Source organism: uncultured Sphingosinicella sp. (assembly GCF_963974575.1).
GTDB lineage: Bacteria > Pseudomonadota > Alphaproteobacteria > Sphingomonadales > Sphingomonadaceae > Sphingosinicella.
Genome location: NZ_CAXBBQ010000006.1, coordinates 309,338 through 327,407, shown reverse-complemented (window position 1 = coordinate 327,407; position 18,070 = coordinate 309,338). Strand labels below are relative to the sequence as shown.

Genomic DNA, 18,070 nt, shown 5'->3' with positions numbered 1-18,070 from the left:
CAGCTCTGAATCAGAAACCGACCGGATTGGGAATCCCTTTTGTCAACGCGGCCTAAATGTCGGGACAAACATATTTTGGGGCGACACTTATTTCAATGGCCTCGATTTCACCCTCGACATGGACGCCTATGGCTTTGAAGTGCCGATTGGACATTCCGTAGTCTCAATCACCTACAGCTATAATTTCACGCAAATCGGCGCCGAATCCACCGGCATGAGCCCCGGTATATATGCGGGGACTATATTTGGCGTTCCGTGGATTTCACAGACGTTCGTGTGGTTACCTTCTCCTTCCGAAGACCTCAGCCTTTTTAATGATGGCCTGCCTTTGTCAGCGGGCATTTACACCGTCGATAACAGCGGCTTTGGCTGTGGAAACTGCTACGGGACAAGCGCTTGGGATTATTCTTGGGTGATTGAAGTTATTGGTCCTGCCAGCGACATACCTGAACCTGCCGCGTTGGCCCTGTTCGGGCTCGGCGTTGCCGGTCTTGCCGCAACTCGCCGCCGCAGGCGCGTATAGGCAACAGGGGCTCGTTCGAAAGAGTCTGGTTGGCCCGGTTCAGCATCCCCGCTGGACCGGGTCTTGCCGTAGAGCTGAAGGATTGAACACCAAATGAAGCGCGGGCTGATCCACCTCTCGCTGACCATGGCCTTGGTCTCCACGCATGTACGTGCGGCGGAACTGGTCTCGTATCAGGTTGCGGCTGACGCCGTTGCAGCGGCGGTGTTCAAGATGCCAGCATCAAAGGACATTGCAGATGTGGAACAAGAGCTTGCCGTGGCGATCGAAGCTACGAAGAAGCTAAATCCGGGGCGTGAAAGCGAGGTGGACGCGTTTGCAGGTGAGTTCTTCGGCGTAATATTGCCCGCTTGCGAAGCGGGCGTGCGCAGTTTCATCTCATACAAGTTCCAGTCGAGCCTACCTGATGATGTCATGCAAGACGTCTACACCTTCGTGAAATCTGAGGAGGGCGCCGCGTTCTTCCAGGCGTTTTCATCGCGAAGCGGTACACTGCCTGATAACGAGGCCATACAAGCTTTTCTTGTCTCTAGCAGCGGGCGCGAGTTTGCAGCGCTGATGCGGAATTTAAATGACCCGCCCGGTTCGTTCCGGGATCATTGCAGCAAAGCGCAGGTCAGCGCCTTCCGGGAGCATGTTGAGCGCTATAGCGCCATGGGCATCACATTTACGCCCGATGTGCTTGAAATGCTAGGCGAGTAGCAGAGTGGAAGGATAGCCCCGCGTCAACGGTTGGCTGGGCTAACGTGGGGCCTCTGGACGCGCTGGCGAGCAGCCGTCCATAAGCCGCTGTATAGCGGAGAATATATCCCCATGTCGAGAGTAATATTCACGGTTTGTTCTTTATGCTTGAACAGGGGCTCGGTTATCACATATATCGGAGATGCGCTTCGTGCGTCGTCCTGTCGGGTTGGCTAAAAACTCTGGCGACAGGAATGGATGCCGCTACCAGAAGGGGTCTGATCAAATTCCTGCGCGATACGATGACATACTACCGCAAGGAAGCGCGGACGGTGCTGAAGGCGCGGTATCCTGATTGGGGGGGCGAATGATTGCCAAGGGTGGCCGGAAAGAATTGGGGTGTCGATCGCTCCGAAGATGTGCCGCTTCTGGACGTTTCCGCGCTGTGCGCGCGTTAGATAACACGAAGGCGGTTGAATTTTTTAGGCTGTCTATGGCTGCGGCCAATATTGCGCGCCCGCGCGTAAGTTTACCCAGATGCCCGGGTATAGCGGGCGGCGGCACCTGACGGCTTGCAAGCAATATCGCGCAGGCGCGCGCGTAAACTACGTGCCTGAGAGGGGTGGGCTGGCAGGGAGCCCCCGGGAAGACTTTTGCGGCAGTTACGCGCGTGCGTGCGCGCTTACGCGCGTGCGTGCGCGCTTACGCGCGTGCGTGCGCGCTACGTAAAGATCATCTGGTCCGCCCGGACCCGACTCATGGTCTCGTAGGTTATCGCTTCGCCGCCGCATGGGCGGGGAAGAAAGGGATACCCGGGACATGAGTATATTCGGCCGCATCAAGGACGCTATCTTTGGTCGCAAGGCAAAGGCCACGCCGGCTGCGCCTGCGAAGCCTGCCGCTCCAGCCGCGCCCACGGCGACAGCGCCCAAGCCTGCACAGCCAACAACCCCCGTTGCCCAGCCGCCGCTTAGCGAAGTCGATGTAGAAGCGATCCTCTCGGAGCTGGCCAATGAGAACGGTCAGAAGCTTAACTGGCGGACATCTATTGTCGATCTGATGAAGCTGGTCGGAATGGATTCAAGCCTCGCCGAACGCAAAGAGCTTGCTCAAGAGCTCGGCTATACCGGCGAACTCAGCGGCAGCGCAGAAATGAATATCTGGCTGCACAAGGCCGTCATGCGCGAACTGGCGAAGAACGGTGGCAAGGTGCCAGCGAACCTGACAGACTAGCTGTAGTCGGCAACTTCACGGCTCAGTGCAAGCCGGATGACCCCGCCCCGGAGCAGCGGGCGTTCTGAACCGGTGTGGGGCAAATGTGGGAAGCATCCCACTATATCCCTATATTTCCTGTAAATCCCGCAGCTTGCCGGGAATAGATGGATGCCCCGCGAGGATTCGAACCTCGATTGACGGAGTCAGAGTCCGTAGTCTTACCATTAGACGACAGGGCACCAATGGGCGGCGGGTGCCGCCCGATAGCGGTGGGCGTAATATGGGGGCGGCCGCGCAATGTCAAACGGTCAGATGCGGGCGGGCCGTGCGCGGAGGTTGCGAATTTTTACAAAAGGGTGTTAGCCTCGCTTTCAAGTGAACGGTGGTGGCCTCTTCGGGCTCTCACCGTCTTGATTACAGGGCGACCATCATGCCTTTCGACGTGAATACCGCGCCCGATACGGGCGTTGCCGATTCCCCGCCATTGCTGCGGGGGGAGACAGGACAGACGCAGCGGCGCGCCTATGCCGCGCTCGACCTTGGAACCAACAACTGCCGCCTCCTGATCGCCCGCCCCGCGCGCGGCGGGTTTTATGTGGTGGATGCGTTCTCGCGGATCGTGCGGTTGGGCGAGGGGCTGATGGAGACCGGGCGGCTTTCGGACGCCGCACAGGACCGCGCCGTGGCCGCGCTGAAGGCCTGCGCCGAGAAAATCCGCCGCCGGGGCGTGTGGGTGAGCCGCAACGTCGCAACGGAAGCGTGCCGCCGGGCGAGCAACCGAGACGATTTTGTGGACCGCGTGTTCGCCGAAACCGGCATCGCGCTCGACGTGATTTCGCCCGAAGAGGAGGCGCGGCTCGCCGTGCTCGGTTGCCGGACGCTGCTGGACCGCAGCGGGGGACACGCACTGGTTTTCGACATCGGCGGCGGCAGCACCGAGATCATCCTTGTCGAGATCGGGGAGGGCGGGCGCGAGCGGATCGTGAGCTGGGCAAGCGTGCCGTGGGGCGTCGTTTCGCTTACCGAAACCGAGCTGACGCATTTCGAAACCATTGAAGAACGCGCGGCCGCTTATGCGCGGATGACGGCGCGCGTGACCGAGCATCTTTCGGCCGCGCGCGAGCACCTGCATCCGCCGGGCGGCCCGGAAGCGCTGCAGCTTCTGGGCACATCGGGCACGATTACCACGCTTGCGAGCCTGCAACTCGGCCTCGCGCACTACGACCGGCGCAGGGTGGACGGCTGCAACGTGCCCGCCGCAGCGCTTCGTGAGGTGGGCGTTTCACTGTCGCGCATGACGCACGCCGAACGCGCCGCGCTTGCCTGCATCGGTAACGAGCGCGCCGACCTTATCATCGCGGGATGCGCCATTCTTGACGCCATCCTTGCGATGTTTCCAGCGCGCGAAGTGTGCGTTGCCGATCGCGGTATCCGCGAGGGCATTCTGCGCACGCTGATGCGGCGCGACGGTCACAGGCTTTAACATGACAAATGGTATCGGCGGCCGCTCCGTGGGCGGCAAAGTGCGGGTGAAGACGGCGCGCCGACGTTCGGCGGCCTCGACACGCTGGATCGAGCGGCAGCTCAACGATCCCTATGTGAAGGCGGCGAAATCGCAGGGGTATCGCTCGCGCGCAGCCTTCAAGCTGCTGGAGCTCGACGAGAAATATCATTTCCTGCGCGGGGTGCGCCGGGTGGTGGACCTTGGCGCGGCGCCCGGCGGCTGGTGCCAGGTGCTGCGCGAGAAGCATCCGAAGGCGGCGGTGGTGGGCATCGACCTTCTCGAGATGGAACCCATTGCGGGCGTGACCTTCCTGCAGATGGATTTCCTTGCCGATGAAACGCCGGACGCGCTGAAAACCGCGCTTGGCGGCGCGGCGGACCTCGTGCTTTCAGACATGGCGGCGAACACCATCGGTCACAAGCAGACCGACCATCTGCGCACGATGGCGCTGGTGGAGGCGGGGCTTCATTTCGCGTGCGAGATCCTCGCCCCCGGCGGCACGTTCGTCGCCAAGGTGCTGGCGGGCGGCGCGGACCACGCGCTTGTCGCAGAGCTGAAACGCAATTTCCGCACGGTGAAGCACACGAAACCACCCGCAAGCCGCAAGGATTCGTCCGAATGGTATGTGGTGGCGCAAGGCTTCAAGGGAACTGCGTTGCCTGGGGAGGGTTCGAGTGGCAGAGGCGCGGACGAAACCGGCTTCGTGCAAGAGGAGAATTCATGAAACGTCAGCCCGCCGAATGGGCGCCGCACGCCGCGATCTGGACGGCGTGGCCTTCCGACGCATCGCTTTGGCAGGAAGACCTTGAGCCTGCGCAGGCCGAGGTCGCCGCGATGGTGGCCGCGATCATCGCGGATGGCGGAGAGCCGGTCGAGCTCCTGGTTGATGGGCTCGAGGCGGAGGCGAGCGCGCGGTTCGCGCTGGCCGACCACCCCTCCGTGCGTATCCATCAGCGCAAGTTCGGCGACATCTGGCTGCGCGACACCGGGCCGCTGTTCCTTTCAGACGGTAGCGCGGCGGGCTTCCGCTTCAACGGCTGGGGCGGCAAATTCGACCTGGAAGGTGACGATACGGTTGCCGAGTTCGTCGCGGAAACGCAGGGCGTGCCGCTCGTACGCAACGACTGGGTGTTGGAAGGCGGCGCAATCGAACCGGACGGCACAGGGCGCGTGGTGACGACGCGGCAGTGCCTGCTCAACCCGAACCGCAATCCGGATCTGTCGCAGGCAGAGGTCGAGGCGCGGCTGGCCGCCGATCTGGGGCTCGATACGGTTATCTGGCTTGGCGACGGGCTCATGAACGACCACACGGACGGGCATGTCGACAACCTGGCACGGTTCGTTGCGGAGGGCGTCGTCGTGGTGCCGGAAGCGGCGGGCGCGGACGATCCGAACGCCGAGGTTTATGCCGAGGCGTGGCGGACGCTGGAGGCCGCGGGGCTTGAGGTGAAGACGATACCGTCGCCGGGTCTGCTGGAGGTCGACGGCGAGGCGGTGCCCGCGAGCTACATGAACTTCCTGATCACCAACAAGACGGTGATCGTGCCGATCTACGGCCAGCCGAACGACGAAGCCGCCGTCGCTGCCGTGCAGGCGCTGTTTCCCGGCCGCAAGGCGGTGGGGCTTCCCGCCAACCATATCCTGACCGGGGGCGGCTCGTTCCATTGCATCACGCAGCAGGTTCCCGCGCTATGAGCACCATGAACGTCGCCGCGCTTCAGCTTCCGCTGGGGGGCGATATCGACACCAATATCGCCCGCGTCAGCGACCTGGTGCGCGAAGCGGCGGGGAAGGGTGCGAAGATCATCCTGCCGCCCGAGCTCTTCGAAGGGCCGTATTTCTGCCAGGTGCAGCACGAGCGCTTCTTCGCGACCGCGAAGCCGGTGACGGAGCACAAATCCGTGCTGGCGATGCAGAAGCTCGCCGCCGAGCTGAAGGTCTATATCCCGACGAGCTTCTTCGAAGCGGACGGGCCGCACTTTTACAACACGCTCGCGATGATCGACGACAGCGGCAAGGTGATGGGCATCTACCGCAAGAGCCACATCCCGGACGGCCCCGGCTATACGGAGAAGTTCTATTTCCGTCCCGGCAACACCGGCTTCAAGGTGTGGCCGACGAAGTACGGCACGGTTGGCGTCGGCGTCTGCTGGGACCAGTGGTATCCGGAAACCGCGCGCGCGATGATGCTGATGGGTGCGGACGTGCTGTTCTTCCCCACCGCGATCGGCGACGAACCGGCGTCGGAAGAACTCGATACCTCGCGGCTGTGGCGGCGGGCGATGATCGGCCACGCGGTTTCGAACGTCGTGCCGGTGGTCGCCGCGAACCGCATCAGCAGCGAGGACGCGATGAGCTTCTACGGGCACAGCTTCATCACCGACGAACGCGGGGACTTCCTTGCCGAATTTGGCGCCCAGGAAACGGGCGTGCTGACGGCGGAGATCGATCTGGACCGCGTGAAGAAGCACCGCGCGACGTTCGGATTCTTCCGGGACCGGCGGCCGGAGCTTTACGGGCGGCTGACGCAGGACATCTGAGGGGCTTACCCCGCCAGCACTTCGTCCCAGAACGCGGCCTCGGTATCGAGCATCCGATCAATGTAAGCCGCGTCGCGTTCGGCGACGATGTGCTGCGGCGTGCGGCCCGGCACCCAGCACCAGAAGTCGATCCGCGCGTAGCCGGTGACGGCGAGGATGTGCTGGAGCTGGCCGTAGTAGTAACGCGGCACGGCGCTTTTTTCGGCGCTGTACGCATAAGCCTTGTCGCCGCACTTGATCTCCACGACCGCGCCGGCGGTGAAGCAGATGCCGTCCACGCTGGCGCGCAGCCATTCATAGCGATTGCTCTGAAGGCAGGCGGGCGCGACGTTATGCCCGGTGTGGCCCGCATAGAGCCGCCGGGCTTCCGGCTCCAACGCATTGCCCCGCGACATCGCCGCATTGCCGCGCCAGTGCGAAACGACGCCCGCCATCGCATCCACCTTCTCCTTGAGCAGGCGCTTGCGGCTTTTCCATGGGTTCTCACCCATCACGGCGGGGGCATCCGATGCGCCGAGGCCGCCGCTCCGCCATTTCAGCCAGCGCGCGTTCCCCTGATCGAGATCGACGACCGAGAACGGCACGGGTTATGCGGCCTCGCTCAGCGCCATATGGAAGACGTCCTCGAACATCGGTGCCGTCAGCCGCCCCGTGTTCGTGTTGTAGCGCGAGCAGTGATAGCTGTTGAAGAGGATGCGGCCGCCGGGAAGCGCATGGCGCGCGCCATGCCCGAACTTGTGATGCGAGGGTTTGAGCCCGAAACTGCGCAAGGTCGACTGGTGCGCGATGAGCCCGAGCGCGATGAACGCGCGCACGCGGGGCAGGGCGGCGATCTGCGTTTCAAGGAAGGGCCGGCAGGTGTTCATCTCCTCCGGCGTCGGTTTGTTTTCCGGGGGCAGGCACTTGACCGCGTTGAGGATGATCGCGCCCTTGAGGCGGAGGCCATCCTGCGGATCGGCGGCATAGGTGCCGGTTGAAAGGCCGAACTTGTCCAGCGTCGCATAGAGCAGATCGCCCGCGTAATCGCCCGTGAACGGCCGCCCGGTGCGGTTCGCGCCGTGCTTGCCTGGGGCGAGGCCGATGACCGCGAGCCATGCATCGGGGTCGCCGAAAGCGGGGACGGGCGCATTCCACCAATCCGGGTATTCGGTACGGCACGCATGGCGGAAATCGGCGAGGCGCGGGCAGCGCGGACAATCGCGCGGCGGCTCGGTTTGGGGAAGCGGGCTTTCCATGAACATGGCTTTCCGATTAAGCGGCGCACATGGGCTTAGCAACCGCTGCAACACCAATCGTGATCGCCATCGGCTCGAACCGCCCGCACGGACGGCACGGGCGACCGGCCGGTGTTGTGCGTGCTGCCGTGAAGGCGCTCGGCGCGGCCGGGTTTCCAGTCGGTGCGGTGTCGCCGATCCTCGGTACGCGGGCGGTGGGGCCGGGCGGCCGCGACTATGCCAACGCCGTCATGGCGTCGTCGACGCACCTCACGCCGCCCGAGATCGTCGCGGCGCTAAAAGCGGTGGAGCGTAGCTTCGGACGCCGCCGGGGGCGGCGCTGGGGGGCGCGTGTGCTCGACCTCGACCTCATCGCCTGGGGCAGCGGCGTGTGGCCGGGACGGCTGCTCTGGCGGCAATCGCGCGGCATCGCCGCACCGCACCGATCCATGCACATGAGGGACTTTGTGCTGACACCGATGCTGGCTGTCGCGCCGGACTGGAGGCACCCCGTACTCGGCCTTAGCGTGCGCCAGATGCACGCGCGTCTCAGAAACGGTTGACCGAAGCCCCCGCGCTCCATAGATCAGCCCCGCACACGCCACGCGGCGCAAGGGCCCTTAGCTCAGTCGGTAGAGCAACTGACTTTTAATCAGTAGGTCGCTGGTTCGAATCCAGCAGGGCTCACCATCTTTTCAATAACTTACCGACGGAAACGGTTGCGAAGCCGAAAGCGTGTCCGCACTATGTCCAGAAATGAAAACGCCCGGCGGTGAGGCCGGGCGTTTGATGGGCCATGGTGGTGGGATCAGGTGTTGCTGATGCGCCGAATGTCAGCGACAATCTCATCAACGTAATCGATCGCGTCGTCCTCTTCGCTCTCGATCAGGTCGATTTTGCGTACCAGTTCCGTGATGTCTCTCACCGGATATTCGCACAATGCGAGCCAAGCTTCGGTGCACTTTGATGATGCTGCGTCGGCTTCACGAAGGAGCTGCCGCAAGCCCATTTGCCGATATCGCCTCTTGTCCTCCATGTCGACGCGGCGGCAGCGCGCCATCGCATCGCGCCACTCTTTATCAATGCACTCTCGTATCGGCCATCCGCGAGCTTCTGAAACGCAGCGAGTAACCGAGCCATACACGGCCATCACATATTCGCCCGCCATCGTGCGCCCGTCGAGGTCGAGGTCGGGATACCTGCCGCAAGATGATTTCCATGCATCGTATACTTGGCTGTGCGCACTCGATGCAGCCGCTGCGATGCGCTTCGCCTCGCGATACTCAAGCAAGAGCGTCTGCCATTCCTCATGGCGCTTGGTCTGGGCGCACGTCGCCCCTATGCTGGAATTAGCCATTATCGCATCCTTTCATGCGGTTTCGGTTAGAGCCGGGGCGAGGGGCCTAATCCTTGTCTCGGCTCGTCTTTATTGGTATGCCTAAAATATGAAGGCGTCAATATCGGCACACCAAAAATCTAGAGGGCGTCCCGCCACAGGCCGCGACCCTTCAATCAGCGTTCGGCTGCCAGCGGAATTGCTGGCGAAGCTGGACGTTCAGCGGGGAGACGCGACCCGCTCGGAAGCGATCAGGCGGCTGGTGGAGAAGGGGCTGGGCGCATAGGCGAGCGCTTCAAGCTTAAAAACGAATCGTTGCCGGAATGACCCCTTAACCATAGCCTCCCCAATAACAGGGGAGATTACTATGCGTGTTCTGACATGCGCGGCTCTTGCCGTGTGTTTTGCTTCGCCTTCGTTTGCCGTTCCAACCACCACTTACTCTCGATGGAACGTCGAAATTTCAATGAAATCGGTCGTCACAGGCGTAAGTGGCGAGGGCAAACTATTTGGTCCGGACGGATACGTTCGCGACTTCTCCATCAGTGAATTTGACAATTTTGCATGGAATGTCGGCGACACTTTTGAAATGCGATGGCGCATTCGACCCAAAACCAAGTTCACCTGTTCCGAAGACTTTGAGCATCTGCAGTTTGGCGGCACGACGCTTGGCGGCGAGGGTGGAGACGGAGCGTCGGGGATGGACTGGGGCTGCGGTTCGGGACCGGCAGCATACTACACACGCCTCAAACGCGCTGGCGGTGGCACAGCCGTCGTCCGCGATGGTTGGGAAAGCGGCTATGGCGAAGGCCCTCTTTTCAATCTGAGAACCGGGGAACTGGAACTTGGCTATCAAATCATCGACGGCCTAGCGACGTTTGACTGCTGCTTTTACTACTTTGACCCAGAGCTTGATAAGCTGTTCGGCGTGCCTGGACCCGGCACCGTCGCGGGTGTCTACGCCTACCTTTACGGTTCCGAGTACAGATTTGAACTAGGCGATCCATGGGATTCGACAGCCTATTGGATTGAGGTGGGCGATGTGACGGTCAGCTTCGATACTCTTTGGCGATATCGGGTTCTCAAAGCCCCAGAGCCCGCCACCATCGCGTTGTTCGGCATTGGCCTGCTGGGAATCGCCGCGAGACGCCGAAAGCGTCGTTAAGCCGCCACCCGCTCCCCCTCGACGTCGGCATAGGTATGCAGGGACGTGCACTCGATCCCGGCCGCCGAAACTATCGTCAGGGTGATATCACCGGCCACGGCGCTCACACCGTCCGGTATGAAACCCCAGCCCGCGCGAATGGCCCTCTGCGCCTCCACAAGCGGCATGGCATCGCGCCATGGCACGAAAGAGGGATCACGCAGCCTTACCCCGCTGCCATAAACCTCGCACAGATCGACGCCCGGATTGAGTGCCTGAAGGCACGGGGACAGCTTCCACGGCTCCACGCCCGGCAACGGCGTCGGATAGCCTGTGATGAACGACAGGCCCATAGGGCGCCCCATCCGCCGCGAATACAGGGCGATAAACACCTCGCTCGGCAGTTGGTCGGGGTTGAGGCCCTCGCCAGCGTAGAAGGCCCGCACGACCCCCGGCAGGGCACGCACGAATACCTCCTGATCACACGTCTCCCAATCGGGGATCGAATGCAGTAGCGGCGCGAGTACGCAGACGTGGAGGCTGCCCGTCGTGGCAATGGCGAGCGCCTGCGAGCGAACGGCAAGAACCTTCGGTCCCAGCGCCAAAAGCATTCCACTCGGCGTGAACAGGCCCGAATCCGTCATCAGGTAGGCAGCATCAGGCTGGACGATGAGATTCGCCATCGACATCGCTAGCGCCCCCGGCTGGCCATGTGTATGGCCCCCATGGCACCAGCATTCACCAGTGTCGCAATCGCCGTTTCAGCAGAACGCGCCGGACGCTCCCTTAGATACTCCCCCATCGTCTTGTCGGGGTTGATCGCGTGCCAAGTGTTCATGTCCTGTAAGACCGTCGCGACCTGTTCACCCGCCATTTCCTTCGCGACGAACTCGCCAAGGAACTTTGTCATCTTCACCTTGCCGAGAGACTTGGTGATGAACTCCATCGGCAGCTTTTCGGTCGCGCCTTCGATCGTGCCTTGCGAGATGCCGTAGGCCAGCGCGCGGGACATGGGCAGGCCAGCGTCGCGCGCCTCACCATAGGATGAGCTGCCCGTCGACGTGCTCATGATCGCAAGGCCGGTTGCCGGACTTCCCGTGGCAACACTCGCGCCGATCGCGCTGACAGTGGCCGGGAGACTCCGCACGCCCGACCAGACCGCCCCCTCAATGAAGCTGTCGGATTGCGGCATGGCGGCGGCAGCCTGTCGCTGGAAGCCCTCCCGCTCCCCCGCCGCAGCTTTCTTGCTCTCCCGGTCGTACCGATAGAGCTTTTGGGCAAGGGCCGGGGACGCCGCTTCGGCATAGGCGTCTATCAGCGCCGTGACAGGCGAGAACGCGACGTCTGAAACGTCGTCGATGACCCGGCGCATTTCGGCGCCCGTGTTCGCGGCGTCGTAGTACCCAGCCTTGAGAGCGCCCTTCAGCTTGTTCAGGCCCCGCTCGATCGCGCTCAGATTCTCGACGTCATCGTGCGCGATCCTGGCCTTGTCCACGTCACCCAGCAAGGAGGTGACCGCGGGCGATTCCTCCGCCATCAAGTCGAAGTCGTAGGCCTCCGAACGCGCCCGCGCCTTCACGACATCAGGGTAAGACCGTGCCGACGGTATCGGGACGCCGGTCGCGCGCGCTGCACGCTGCAGGTCTGCCTCATAGTCCGGCTTGCTGGAAACGGCGAAGTGCATCGACTCCCGCGCACGTTGAGCCGGAGTAGGGGCTGGCATGAGGTCGCCACGCATGACTGCATCGAGCGCCCCGTCCAGATCAGCGTCGAAGGAATCGCCCGTTCTCATGCCGCCACCGCGATGACTTTATGCCCGGCCACCACATGAAACTGCCGAGGCGTCAGCGCCGGAATGTAAAACGTGTTGCCGGTTCCAGCAGGAGCCACCCCGAACTCGACGCGGCAATGCGTGTCGCTGTCAATCTCGACAACCACGGTTCCCCGCCCAAAGGCAGCCGATGCGGCACCGCCGATCGTAAGCGACTGCTTTGCACGCTCCGGGACGGGAATGGCCTGCGCCCAATCGCGCAGTGACTGAAGTTCTAGAACTGTAACCGCCATGATATCACCTCACATTCTTGAAAGTCGCAATCCAAACAAAATTCCGCCGAGGCTGGATCTCACCGTCGGCGGCGTCCCGTCGGAAATCGACGGGGAACGCGCTTGTGCAACCGCTGCGGCCTTGCCAAGCACAAGCGACAGCGTTTGAATGACACTTGCCGCGCCAGCCTGCGCAGCCGCCACGGCCTTCCCGAGCGCGAAAGACGTGCCCGCCTGAATGGCTAAGTTCCGCGCCGCGGCCGATGCACTCGCCTTGCCCGCCGTAATCGTATCGCCGCCCGCCGATGGCGTCGCCACGGCCATCGTGACCGTGACCATTACGGAGCCGGAAGCCGACGAGGCGTAAGTCCCCGAAGTCGTCCCGGTCGCCCCCGCGGTCGCCTTCTCGGCGGTCACAAACCAGACGCCGCCGCCGTTGCCCTGATTGGTCCGGCGGTCGGCCTGCTCCGCGAAATTGGCAAGCGCTGCGTTCGTCGGCGCACTACCCCCCGTCGAGGAGTCCGCGTCGCTGTCGTTACAGAGAAACAGGAAGACGAGGCGATCCGCGCCCGTTGTCGTCGCGGAAGGGAATGATGGGGAGGTCGTGTATGACCCGACCGACGGCGTGGCGATTACATCGATGTCAACGGGGTCGGTCGCGAACCCGAACGCGAGGTTGGAGCTGCCGCTATCATCGAGTGCCAGCGTCGTCTCGGTGCCATCTGCAAGCGCATCCATCTGGAATAGCTGCAGGCGCGTCGCATCGGTCCCGCCCCCCGTGCCCGTGCCCCAGCCGCTGTCGCTTATATCCGTCCAGCCCGAGGGCGCTGTAATCGGCTCATTCGCCGAGCGATGCACTGCCCACAGCTGTCGCCCGGCCGCCGTGATGCCGGTAAAATCTGGACTCACTGCACCCGTGCCGACAACAACCGTCGTCACGCCATAGATGGCGGGCATCGTCATGGCTTAGATCGTCACCCCGAGGATGCCGGCAGCATCGAAGCCGATATTGAGCGGCCCCGCGACGTTCCCGAAATCGGCGTCGGCGGTGTGGCTGTAGAGGATATATCCGCCGCCCGTCTCATAGACGATCAGGCTTCGCCCGTTGCTGAACCCCGAGCCGCTTTGCGCAATTTCAGACAGGTCGTTCGCGTCGAAGGCCCAGTTGTTCGAACCGTCGAGCCCTGCGGTAAGACCCGAGAGCGTATAGCCGGCGGACGTGTAGTTCGTGCCCGAGACCTCATTGGCGCTCACCCCGGAATAGGTGTTCGACGTGTCGGCATTGAGCGTGGCCGATGATGTCAGGATCGCCAGTTTCACCGTTGCGGCGCCTGTCGCGTCAAGATCGAGCGCCGCCGTGCCGTCGAAAGCGCGTTCAAACCATGCGCTATGGAAGCGTGAAGTCGCCATGTCGCCTACCCCTGCGTCTCAAGGAGCGTCAGCCGCGCCTTGTAGTGGCGGAGCGACCGCTGCGTTTCTTCGATCGCAGCGGCGTCCGCGCCGCGCGCTTTCTGGCGTGCGAGTTTCGCCGTCAGCCGCTCGATGCGACCTTGGCAGCGCTCGCGCGTGATCCCGCCGTTGATCGAAAGGGGGAGTGCGACGCCTTGCGCTACCGCAGGCGGGCTTGCGCGCCCAAAAAGCCAGTCAAAAAATCTCATGATAAACCCCCAGATCATGCCGCCAGTTTCCGATAGATCGCGATTGCAGCGGGCGTGGAAAGGCTCTCCAGCCAGCCGAGAAAGCGGGCGTCATACGATTCATCAAACCCGTCCATGATGCGGTAGAGACGGGCACGGACGACGCCCATGTTATGCCGGAAGTCCTGCCCCCACTCGCGGGCGAGGATCGCGCCCTCCGGCGTCCGGGCGAAACTCCGCGCCGACGCCTCGGGGACGTGTTCAGCCAGCGGCTTCGTGGTCAGCAGCTCGGCCAGCGCCGCGTTCGTGATCTCGTCGGGCAGGGCCTCGAAGCTGGATTCGAACGCCGCATAGTCCGCCGCGGGCATCGCGACCGCCACGTCCGCCGCCTCGCGCGTCAGCTTCGTGTACGTGCCATATCCGTCGGGCGTGCCATGCTCCGCGAGATAGTCCGTCATCGAATGGATATTGATGCGCGGCCCCGCTTCCTCGCCCCCGGCAGCAGGTCCGGCGGCAGCCTCCCGCTGCGTCACAAGCTCGCGGTAACGCGCTTGCTTGCCCTCATCCCGCCAGTAGTCGCGGGTGGTCATCTCGCCCTCAATCGCGCTGATCTCGGACAGGATGGTCGGAAGGTTGCTCATCATGCGACCTTTCGCGGCTGGGTTTTCTGCCATTCCAGAACGGCAGCGGCTTCCGACTGCAGGCCCTTGATGACCGGATAGCCGTCGGAGGTGCGCACGACGCACCAACCCATGCCAGCGCGCCACTCGCTGCGGTGATTGTCGCCAAGCGGGGTCGAGGCACTGGAAATCGGCTTGCGGCTGTAGCTCTTGCGGACGCTGATCTCGCAGCCGGCGGTGCGCACGGCCTCAATGCAGATTTCAAGCTCCCAGCTTTCGTCATCCGCAAGCACATGCACGATGTCATGCCGCTGGAGGTATTTCTGAACGCCGGTCCAGAACTCCATATAGCTCACGTCCTCGCGGGTCGCTTCCGGGGGTGCTTTCATCCAGAACGTGCGGCGGTAGTGCTGCGCTTCGATCGGCGCGTGCGGCGCGATACGCGGGCGCTTTACGCCGGTTGCGGGGGCGGGGGCTTCGTCCGCCTTCATTTCAGCAACTGCACCCATCAGTTCGGTTCCTTTTCAAGAATGGCCGCAAAGGCCGGTTTGACGTATTTTTCGAATGACGGTCCCCACGGGCGGGCCTCACGCGGCGCGCTAATCCAGTCGAGAATCCCGTAGCGGCTGAACTCGATGGCGTTCAGTTCCGACGCCAACAGCCGCGAATAGGTGTCGCGAATGTCGCTTACGTCGAGGGCGTGCGGGCGCGTGTTGAATACCAGTGCCTGGCTTCGAAGCGCGTCCGCCGCCGCCTCGATATCGGCCAGCGCCTTGACGAGTGCCCGGGCGGACTTCTCCGCGCGCTTAACCGCGTCGGCGTACTGCGGCAGGGTCTCCCGGATTTCGCCCCGTGTGGCGTCCTGATGGGCCGCCAGCGCCTCGGCCTGCGCAATCCGCTCCCGGCGCGCCGTCTCGGCCTCCGCGGCGTCTATGGCGTCGATCTCGGCGCGCTTGGCGGCAACCTCGGCGGCATCGAAGGGCTTGCCGTCGAGCAAGGCGGCACCCTGCGCGGCTTCAAGGTCGGCGAGGGCAAGGGTCGCCATGATGCGGCGTTCGGAAAGGTTCATCGGGGCCTCTGTGTGATGACGTTGGGACGGGAGATGCCGCCGTCCATCGCGCGGTTGCTGGCGCGGTTGATATGCGCGTCGAACTCGCGGCGGGCGAGTTCTTCGGCGGTCGGCTCGTAGTGGTAGCTTTGCGGCTTGGGAGGGATGACCTGCGCGGGCTTGGGGTCTGGCGGGGTGGTGGCGTTGTACCATGTCTCCGTCTGGGGCTCGGGGTCGGGCAGGGCTTCCGGCTCCGAGCCTTGCGCGCCCTCCGTCGCACAGGTCAGCACGTAGGCGAGGCGCCGGGCCACATCGCGCTGCTCGATGGGGTTCATCTTGTCGAAGCTGGGCGTCAGCGGGGCTCCGTCTTCGCCGTCCTTGCCTGCTACGCCATTCGCGGCGGGCATGAGCTTGTCGAGCAGGATTTTGGCGGCAGCGGCGCGTTCCTGCAGGGTAGGGTAGGTGTATTGCGGCTCACCCGGCCCCGCCTGCGGCCCGGTGCGGATTTTCACGCCCCGGCTGATGTCGCAAAGCAGTTCCAGCGGCTTCCCGCGCGCCAGAATGATGGACTTCATATCCTTGGGGATCTTGTTCGTAACGCCCGGTTTGCGGCCCGACCCCGGCACCTTGCCGCAGCCCGGTTTCCGGCCACGGCGCTTGGGCTCAGGCTTGGTAATGTCACCCAGCGGAGATGAGGTTGAATTTCCCATAAACGGATTTTCAATCAGCGGGCTTGTTTTAGCAAGATGCTGTAAATCAACAAGAATGTCAGTGAAATCGATTGTGTGTCCGCAGAGTGTCCGTACGTGGCGTTGTGCGAGCCGTGAATGCGCCTGTCCTGCGCTCGGCTGACAGCGACGACGGAGTGCAAATATTTCTGTCTGGCGAGACGCGGCGCTCAAAACGCACACTCCTCATCGTCGTAATCGTCATCGAACGCGGGACCGTCGTGCGAGAGCAGGCCCCCCTTCTGGGGGATAGGGGCCTGCTCGTCAGACGCTGGAGGTTCATCACTGAGAGGCGCGACCGACCCCGAGGGAGGCGCGCCCTCTATATCTTTAGATATAGGGTGTGTGTTTGGCGCGGTTTGGCGCAAGGAATTACAATCACTTAGCTCAGGTGTGGCGCAGGTGTCTGGCGCGGGTGTTTGGCGCAGATTTTCCACCGCCCGGATGCCTGTTTTCCAGTGTCGGTTGGAGCCCTGCCATAGTGCTACGTCGAGTTCGATCTTGCCCAGATGGATGAGCCGTTCCATCGCCTGTTCGAACGCTGGTTGCTTCAGGCGCTTCGCTTCCGGCATCGATGCGAACACCTTCGGGGCATAGTTCGATGAGGGGCTGTGAGATACGGCCCGGCGCGCTTTCGTGCAGGCGGCGAGGCATTGCATGAATAGCTCGTTCTCGCGTGCCACACGGGCAGATGCGGCGCGTTCAAGGATCATATTCTTCGGGAGGCTATCGGGTGCCACGAAGGCCCAGCGGTGCCACAGCATACGCATTTCCTCGCCGTGCCGGGCATAGTTCGACTTGGCGTTGCTCAGGATGCGCAGATCCTCGTCCTGGGCGTCCGTCTCGTCGTCAGGGCGCTTCAGCACGATATGATGACGCACGGCGTTCTGCCATGCCGTCGAACCGCTGTAGTCGTCCCCGCTCTTGTTCGGGTGGCCGACAAGCATGATCGTCGTGCCGTGATCCATGCACAGCTTGTTGAGCGCGTTTAGAAACGCCGTAACGTCTTGCCGGTTGTTCTCGTCGCCGCTGAAAAAGTGGCTGGCGTTGTCGAGGATGAGAAACAGCGGGGAGGCGCCACAATCATCGAGGCAGTTGTCCACCAGCATGTCGAATCTTTCCGTGGTGGCCCAATTGCCCTTGGCGTTCCTTTCCATCAGCGCGTTGCCCACGACGCCCGCGAGGCTCACCAGCGCATGTTCGCCGTGACCCATAAGCCAGTCGAAGGGGACGCCCGTCGCCTCGCAAATCGCGTGCTGGCGACGGATCAGTTCTTCCTCGCTGTCCTCGCAGGTGATGTAGATCGTCCGCATCGGCCGGATGCGTTCGCCAAGGAACAGCGAGGACGCGCCGACGCATGTTGCGAGCTGTTGCGCGAACAGGCTTTTGCCGGCGCTCCCCGGCCCCGTGAGGTAGGTTGTTTGTCTGAGCGGGATGCGCGTCTCCCATAGCCATTCGCGCGGGGGTGGAGGCTTGCCGATCCAGTCCGCCCCGTTGATGTAAGGCAGGAAGCCATCGGCCAGCGCTTCGTTCCGCGCCTTCGCGCGGGCTTCGCCGGGTCTCGCATAGCGATCCCATTCGGAGTCGTCCGCGTCGAGTTCGGGCATATCGGGGAGGTCCGTCATTCCGCAGCCCCCTTGTCGAACGCGCCGCACCACGCGCCGTCATTGACGTCGGGCCAGCCAAAAATACCGTCAGCCAGCCGAACGGGAGGATGTGCCCGGCACTCACCCTTACCGGGAATTTTGTAGTGCTCGGCGAAGTTCGCGCAGTATTTGCAGCGATAGAACGGCGGCTTAGTCACGACGCACCGCCAGACCCGCGAGCCATGCGACCG

Annotated in this window: 24 protein-coding genes and 2 tRNA genes; 10 read left to right on the top strand and 16 right to left on the bottom strand. The window is 63.0% G+C overall.

The genetic code is table 11. The features are described 5' to 3' along the window. The 3 genes from AAC014_RS13445 to AAC014_RS13435 all read left to right on the top strand — a co-directional run. Positions 1-523, top strand: a 523-nt coding sequence (locus AAC014_RS13445; protein WP_339709261.1) for a PEP-CTERM sorting domain-containing protein, incomplete at its 5' end; no start/stop codon positions are given. A 93-nt stretch (positions 524-616) separates the two neighbouring features. After that, entirely contained in the window at positions 617-1,225 is a 609-nt protein-coding gene (locus AAC014_RS13440) for a hypothetical protein (protein WP_339709259.1), read from the top strand. 798 nt (positions 1,226-2,023) lie between these two features. Beyond that, the gene (locus AAC014_RS13435; RefSeq protein ID WP_339709257.1) at positions 2,024-2,437 is read left to right on the top strand and encodes a DUF3597 domain-containing protein; all 414 of its coding nucleotides are present in this window, start codon (positions 2,024-2,026) and stop codon (positions 2,435-2,437) included. Positions 2,438-2,584: 147 nt separating this feature from the next. Here the strand turns inward: AAC014_RS13435 and AAC014_RS13430 are convergent. Then, positions 2,585-2,658 (bottom strand) — tRNA-Gln (locus AAC014_RS13430). A gap of 191 nt (positions 2,659-2,849) precedes the next feature. Here AAC014_RS13430 and AAC014_RS13425 point away from each other — a divergent pair. Genes AAC014_RS13425 through aguB form a run of 4 tightly spaced genes read left to right on the top strand, consistent with a single transcriptional unit; the run spans position 2,850 to position 6,463 of the window. Beyond that, positions 2,850-3,902 carry a Ppx/GppA phosphatase family protein gene (locus AAC014_RS13425; protein ID WP_339709255.1) on the top strand — a complete coding sequence of 351 codons (1,053 nt, stop codon included), beginning with the start codon at positions 2,850-2,852 and terminating at the stop codon, positions 3,900-3,902. Position 3,903: 1 nt separating this feature from the next. After that, positions 3,904-4,647, top strand: a complete 744-nt coding sequence (locus AAC014_RS13420) for an RlmE family RNA methyltransferase (protein ID WP_339709253.1) — start codon at positions 3,904-3,906, stop codon at positions 4,645-4,647. Continuing rightward, the gene (locus AAC014_RS13415) at positions 4,644-5,618 is read left to right on the top strand and encodes an agmatine deiminase family protein (protein ID WP_339709251.1); all 975 of its coding nucleotides are present in this window, start codon (positions 4,644-4,646) and stop codon (positions 5,616-5,618) included. The genes AAC014_RS13420 and AAC014_RS13415 overlap by 4 nt, the downstream gene beginning before the upstream one ends. Beyond that, entirely contained in the window at positions 5,615-6,463 is an 849-nt protein-coding gene (gene aguB, locus AAC014_RS13410; protein WP_339709249.1) for an N-carbamoylputrescine amidase, read from the top strand. Before AAC014_RS13415 ends, aguB begins: the two co-directional genes overlap by 4 nt. 5 nt (positions 6,464-6,468) lie before the next feature. Here aguB and AAC014_RS13405 read toward each other — a convergent pair whose 3' ends face one another. Continuing rightward, positions 6,469-7,047 (bottom strand): YqaJ viral recombinase family protein, encoded by a 579-nt coding sequence (locus AAC014_RS13405; RefSeq protein ID WP_339709247.1) that lies wholly within the window; start codon positions 7,045-7,047, stop codon positions 6,469-6,471. A 3-nt stretch (positions 7,048-7,050) separates the two neighbouring features. Beyond that, positions 7,051-7,704 carry a uracil-DNA glycosylase gene (locus AAC014_RS13400; RefSeq protein WP_339709245.1) on the bottom strand — a complete coding sequence of 218 codons (654 nt, stop codon included), beginning with the start codon at positions 7,702-7,704 and terminating at the stop codon, positions 7,051-7,053. A gap of 23 nt (positions 7,705-7,727) precedes the next feature. On the opposite strand from AAC014_RS13400, the gene folK reads away from it, so the two are divergent. Beyond that, positions 7,728-8,240 carry a 2-amino-4-hydroxy-6-hydroxymethyldihydropteridine diphosphokinase gene (gene folK / locus AAC014_RS13395; protein WP_339709243.1) on the top strand — a complete coding sequence of 171 codons (513 nt, stop codon included), beginning with the start codon at positions 7,728-7,730 and terminating at the stop codon, positions 8,238-8,240. Between the two features lie 51 nt (positions 8,241-8,291). Then, positions 8,292-8,367, top strand: a tRNA-Lys gene (locus AAC014_RS13390). A gap of 118 nt (positions 8,368-8,485) precedes the next feature. Here AAC014_RS13390 and AAC014_RS13385 read toward each other — a convergent pair. Further along, the gene (locus AAC014_RS13385; RefSeq protein ID WP_339709241.1) at positions 8,486-9,034 is read right to left on the bottom strand and encodes a hypothetical protein; all 549 of its coding nucleotides are present in this window, start codon (positions 9,032-9,034) and stop codon (positions 8,486-8,488) included. 346 nt (positions 9,035-9,380) lie between these two features. Between AAC014_RS13385 and AAC014_RS13380 the strand changes: the two genes are divergently transcribed. Beyond that, the gene (locus tag AAC014_RS13380) at positions 9,381-10,178 is read left to right on the top strand and encodes a PEP-CTERM sorting domain-containing protein (protein ID WP_339709239.1); all 798 of its coding nucleotides are present in this window, start codon (positions 9,381-9,383) and stop codon (positions 10,176-10,178) included. Here the strand turns inward: AAC014_RS13380 and AAC014_RS13375 are convergent. From AAC014_RS13375 to AAC014_RS13320, 12 genes are all read right to left on the bottom strand, one after another. Next, complete coding sequence (locus tag AAC014_RS13375; RefSeq protein WP_339709237.1) at positions 10,175-10,840, bottom strand: hypothetical protein; 666 nt, start codon at positions 10,838-10,840, stop codon at positions 10,175-10,177. The genes AAC014_RS13380 and AAC014_RS13375 overlap by 4 nt on opposite strands. Positions 10,841-10,848: 8 nt before the next feature. Then, on the bottom strand, positions 10,849-11,880 hold the full coding sequence (locus tag AAC014_RS13370; RefSeq protein ID WP_339709294.1) for a hypothetical protein: 1,032 nt from the start codon (positions 11,878-11,880) through the stop codon (positions 10,849-10,851). Between the two features lie 65 nt (positions 11,881-11,945). Continuing rightward, positions 11,946-12,221, bottom strand: a complete 276-nt coding sequence (locus AAC014_RS13365) for a hypothetical protein (RefSeq protein WP_339709235.1) — start codon at positions 12,219-12,221, stop codon at positions 11,946-11,948. A 9-nt stretch (positions 12,222-12,230) separates the two neighbouring features. Next, positions 12,231-13,163 (bottom strand): hypothetical protein, encoded by a 933-nt coding sequence (locus tag AAC014_RS13360; protein ID WP_339709233.1) that lies wholly within the window; start codon positions 13,161-13,163, stop codon positions 12,231-12,233. Between the two features lie 3 nt (positions 13,164-13,166). Continuing rightward, complete coding sequence (locus tag AAC014_RS13355; RefSeq protein WP_339709231.1) at positions 13,167-13,610, bottom strand: hypothetical protein; 444 nt, start codon at positions 13,608-13,610, stop codon at positions 13,167-13,169. Positions 13,611-13,615: 5 nt separating this feature from the next. Then, complete coding sequence (locus tag AAC014_RS13350; RefSeq protein WP_339709229.1) at positions 13,616-13,858, bottom strand: hypothetical protein; 243 nt, start codon at positions 13,856-13,858, stop codon at positions 13,616-13,618. Between the two features lie 14 nt (positions 13,859-13,872). After that, positions 13,873-14,478, bottom strand: a complete 606-nt coding sequence (locus tag AAC014_RS13345; RefSeq protein WP_339709227.1) for a hypothetical protein — start codon at positions 14,476-14,478, stop codon at positions 13,873-13,875. After that, entirely contained in the window at positions 14,478-14,966 is a 489-nt protein-coding gene (locus AAC014_RS13340; RefSeq protein WP_339709224.1) for a hypothetical protein, read from the bottom strand. The genes AAC014_RS13345 and AAC014_RS13340 overlap by 1 nt, the downstream gene beginning before the upstream one ends. Next, entirely contained in the window at positions 14,966-15,526 is a 561-nt protein-coding gene (locus AAC014_RS13335) for a hypothetical protein (protein WP_339709222.1), read from the bottom strand. The genes AAC014_RS13340 and AAC014_RS13335 overlap by 1 nt, the downstream gene beginning before the upstream one ends. Then, on the bottom strand, positions 15,523-16,080 hold the full coding sequence (locus tag AAC014_RS13330; protein WP_339709220.1) for a hypothetical protein: 558 nt from the start codon (positions 16,078-16,080) through the stop codon (positions 15,523-15,525). The genes AAC014_RS13335 and AAC014_RS13330 overlap by 4 nt, the downstream gene beginning before the upstream one ends. 323 nt (positions 16,081-16,403) lie before the next feature. Then, positions 16,404-17,858, bottom strand: a complete 1,455-nt coding sequence (locus tag AAC014_RS13325; protein WP_339709218.1) for an AAA family ATPase — start codon at positions 17,856-17,858, stop codon at positions 16,404-16,406. Next, positions 17,855-18,037, bottom strand: coding sequence for a hypothetical protein (locus tag AAC014_RS13320; protein WP_339709216.1), 183 nt, complete (start codon positions 18,035-18,037; stop codon positions 17,855-17,857). Before AAC014_RS13320 ends, AAC014_RS13325 begins: the two co-directional genes overlap by 4 nt. Between the last annotated feature and the right edge of the window lie 33 nt (positions 18,038-18,070).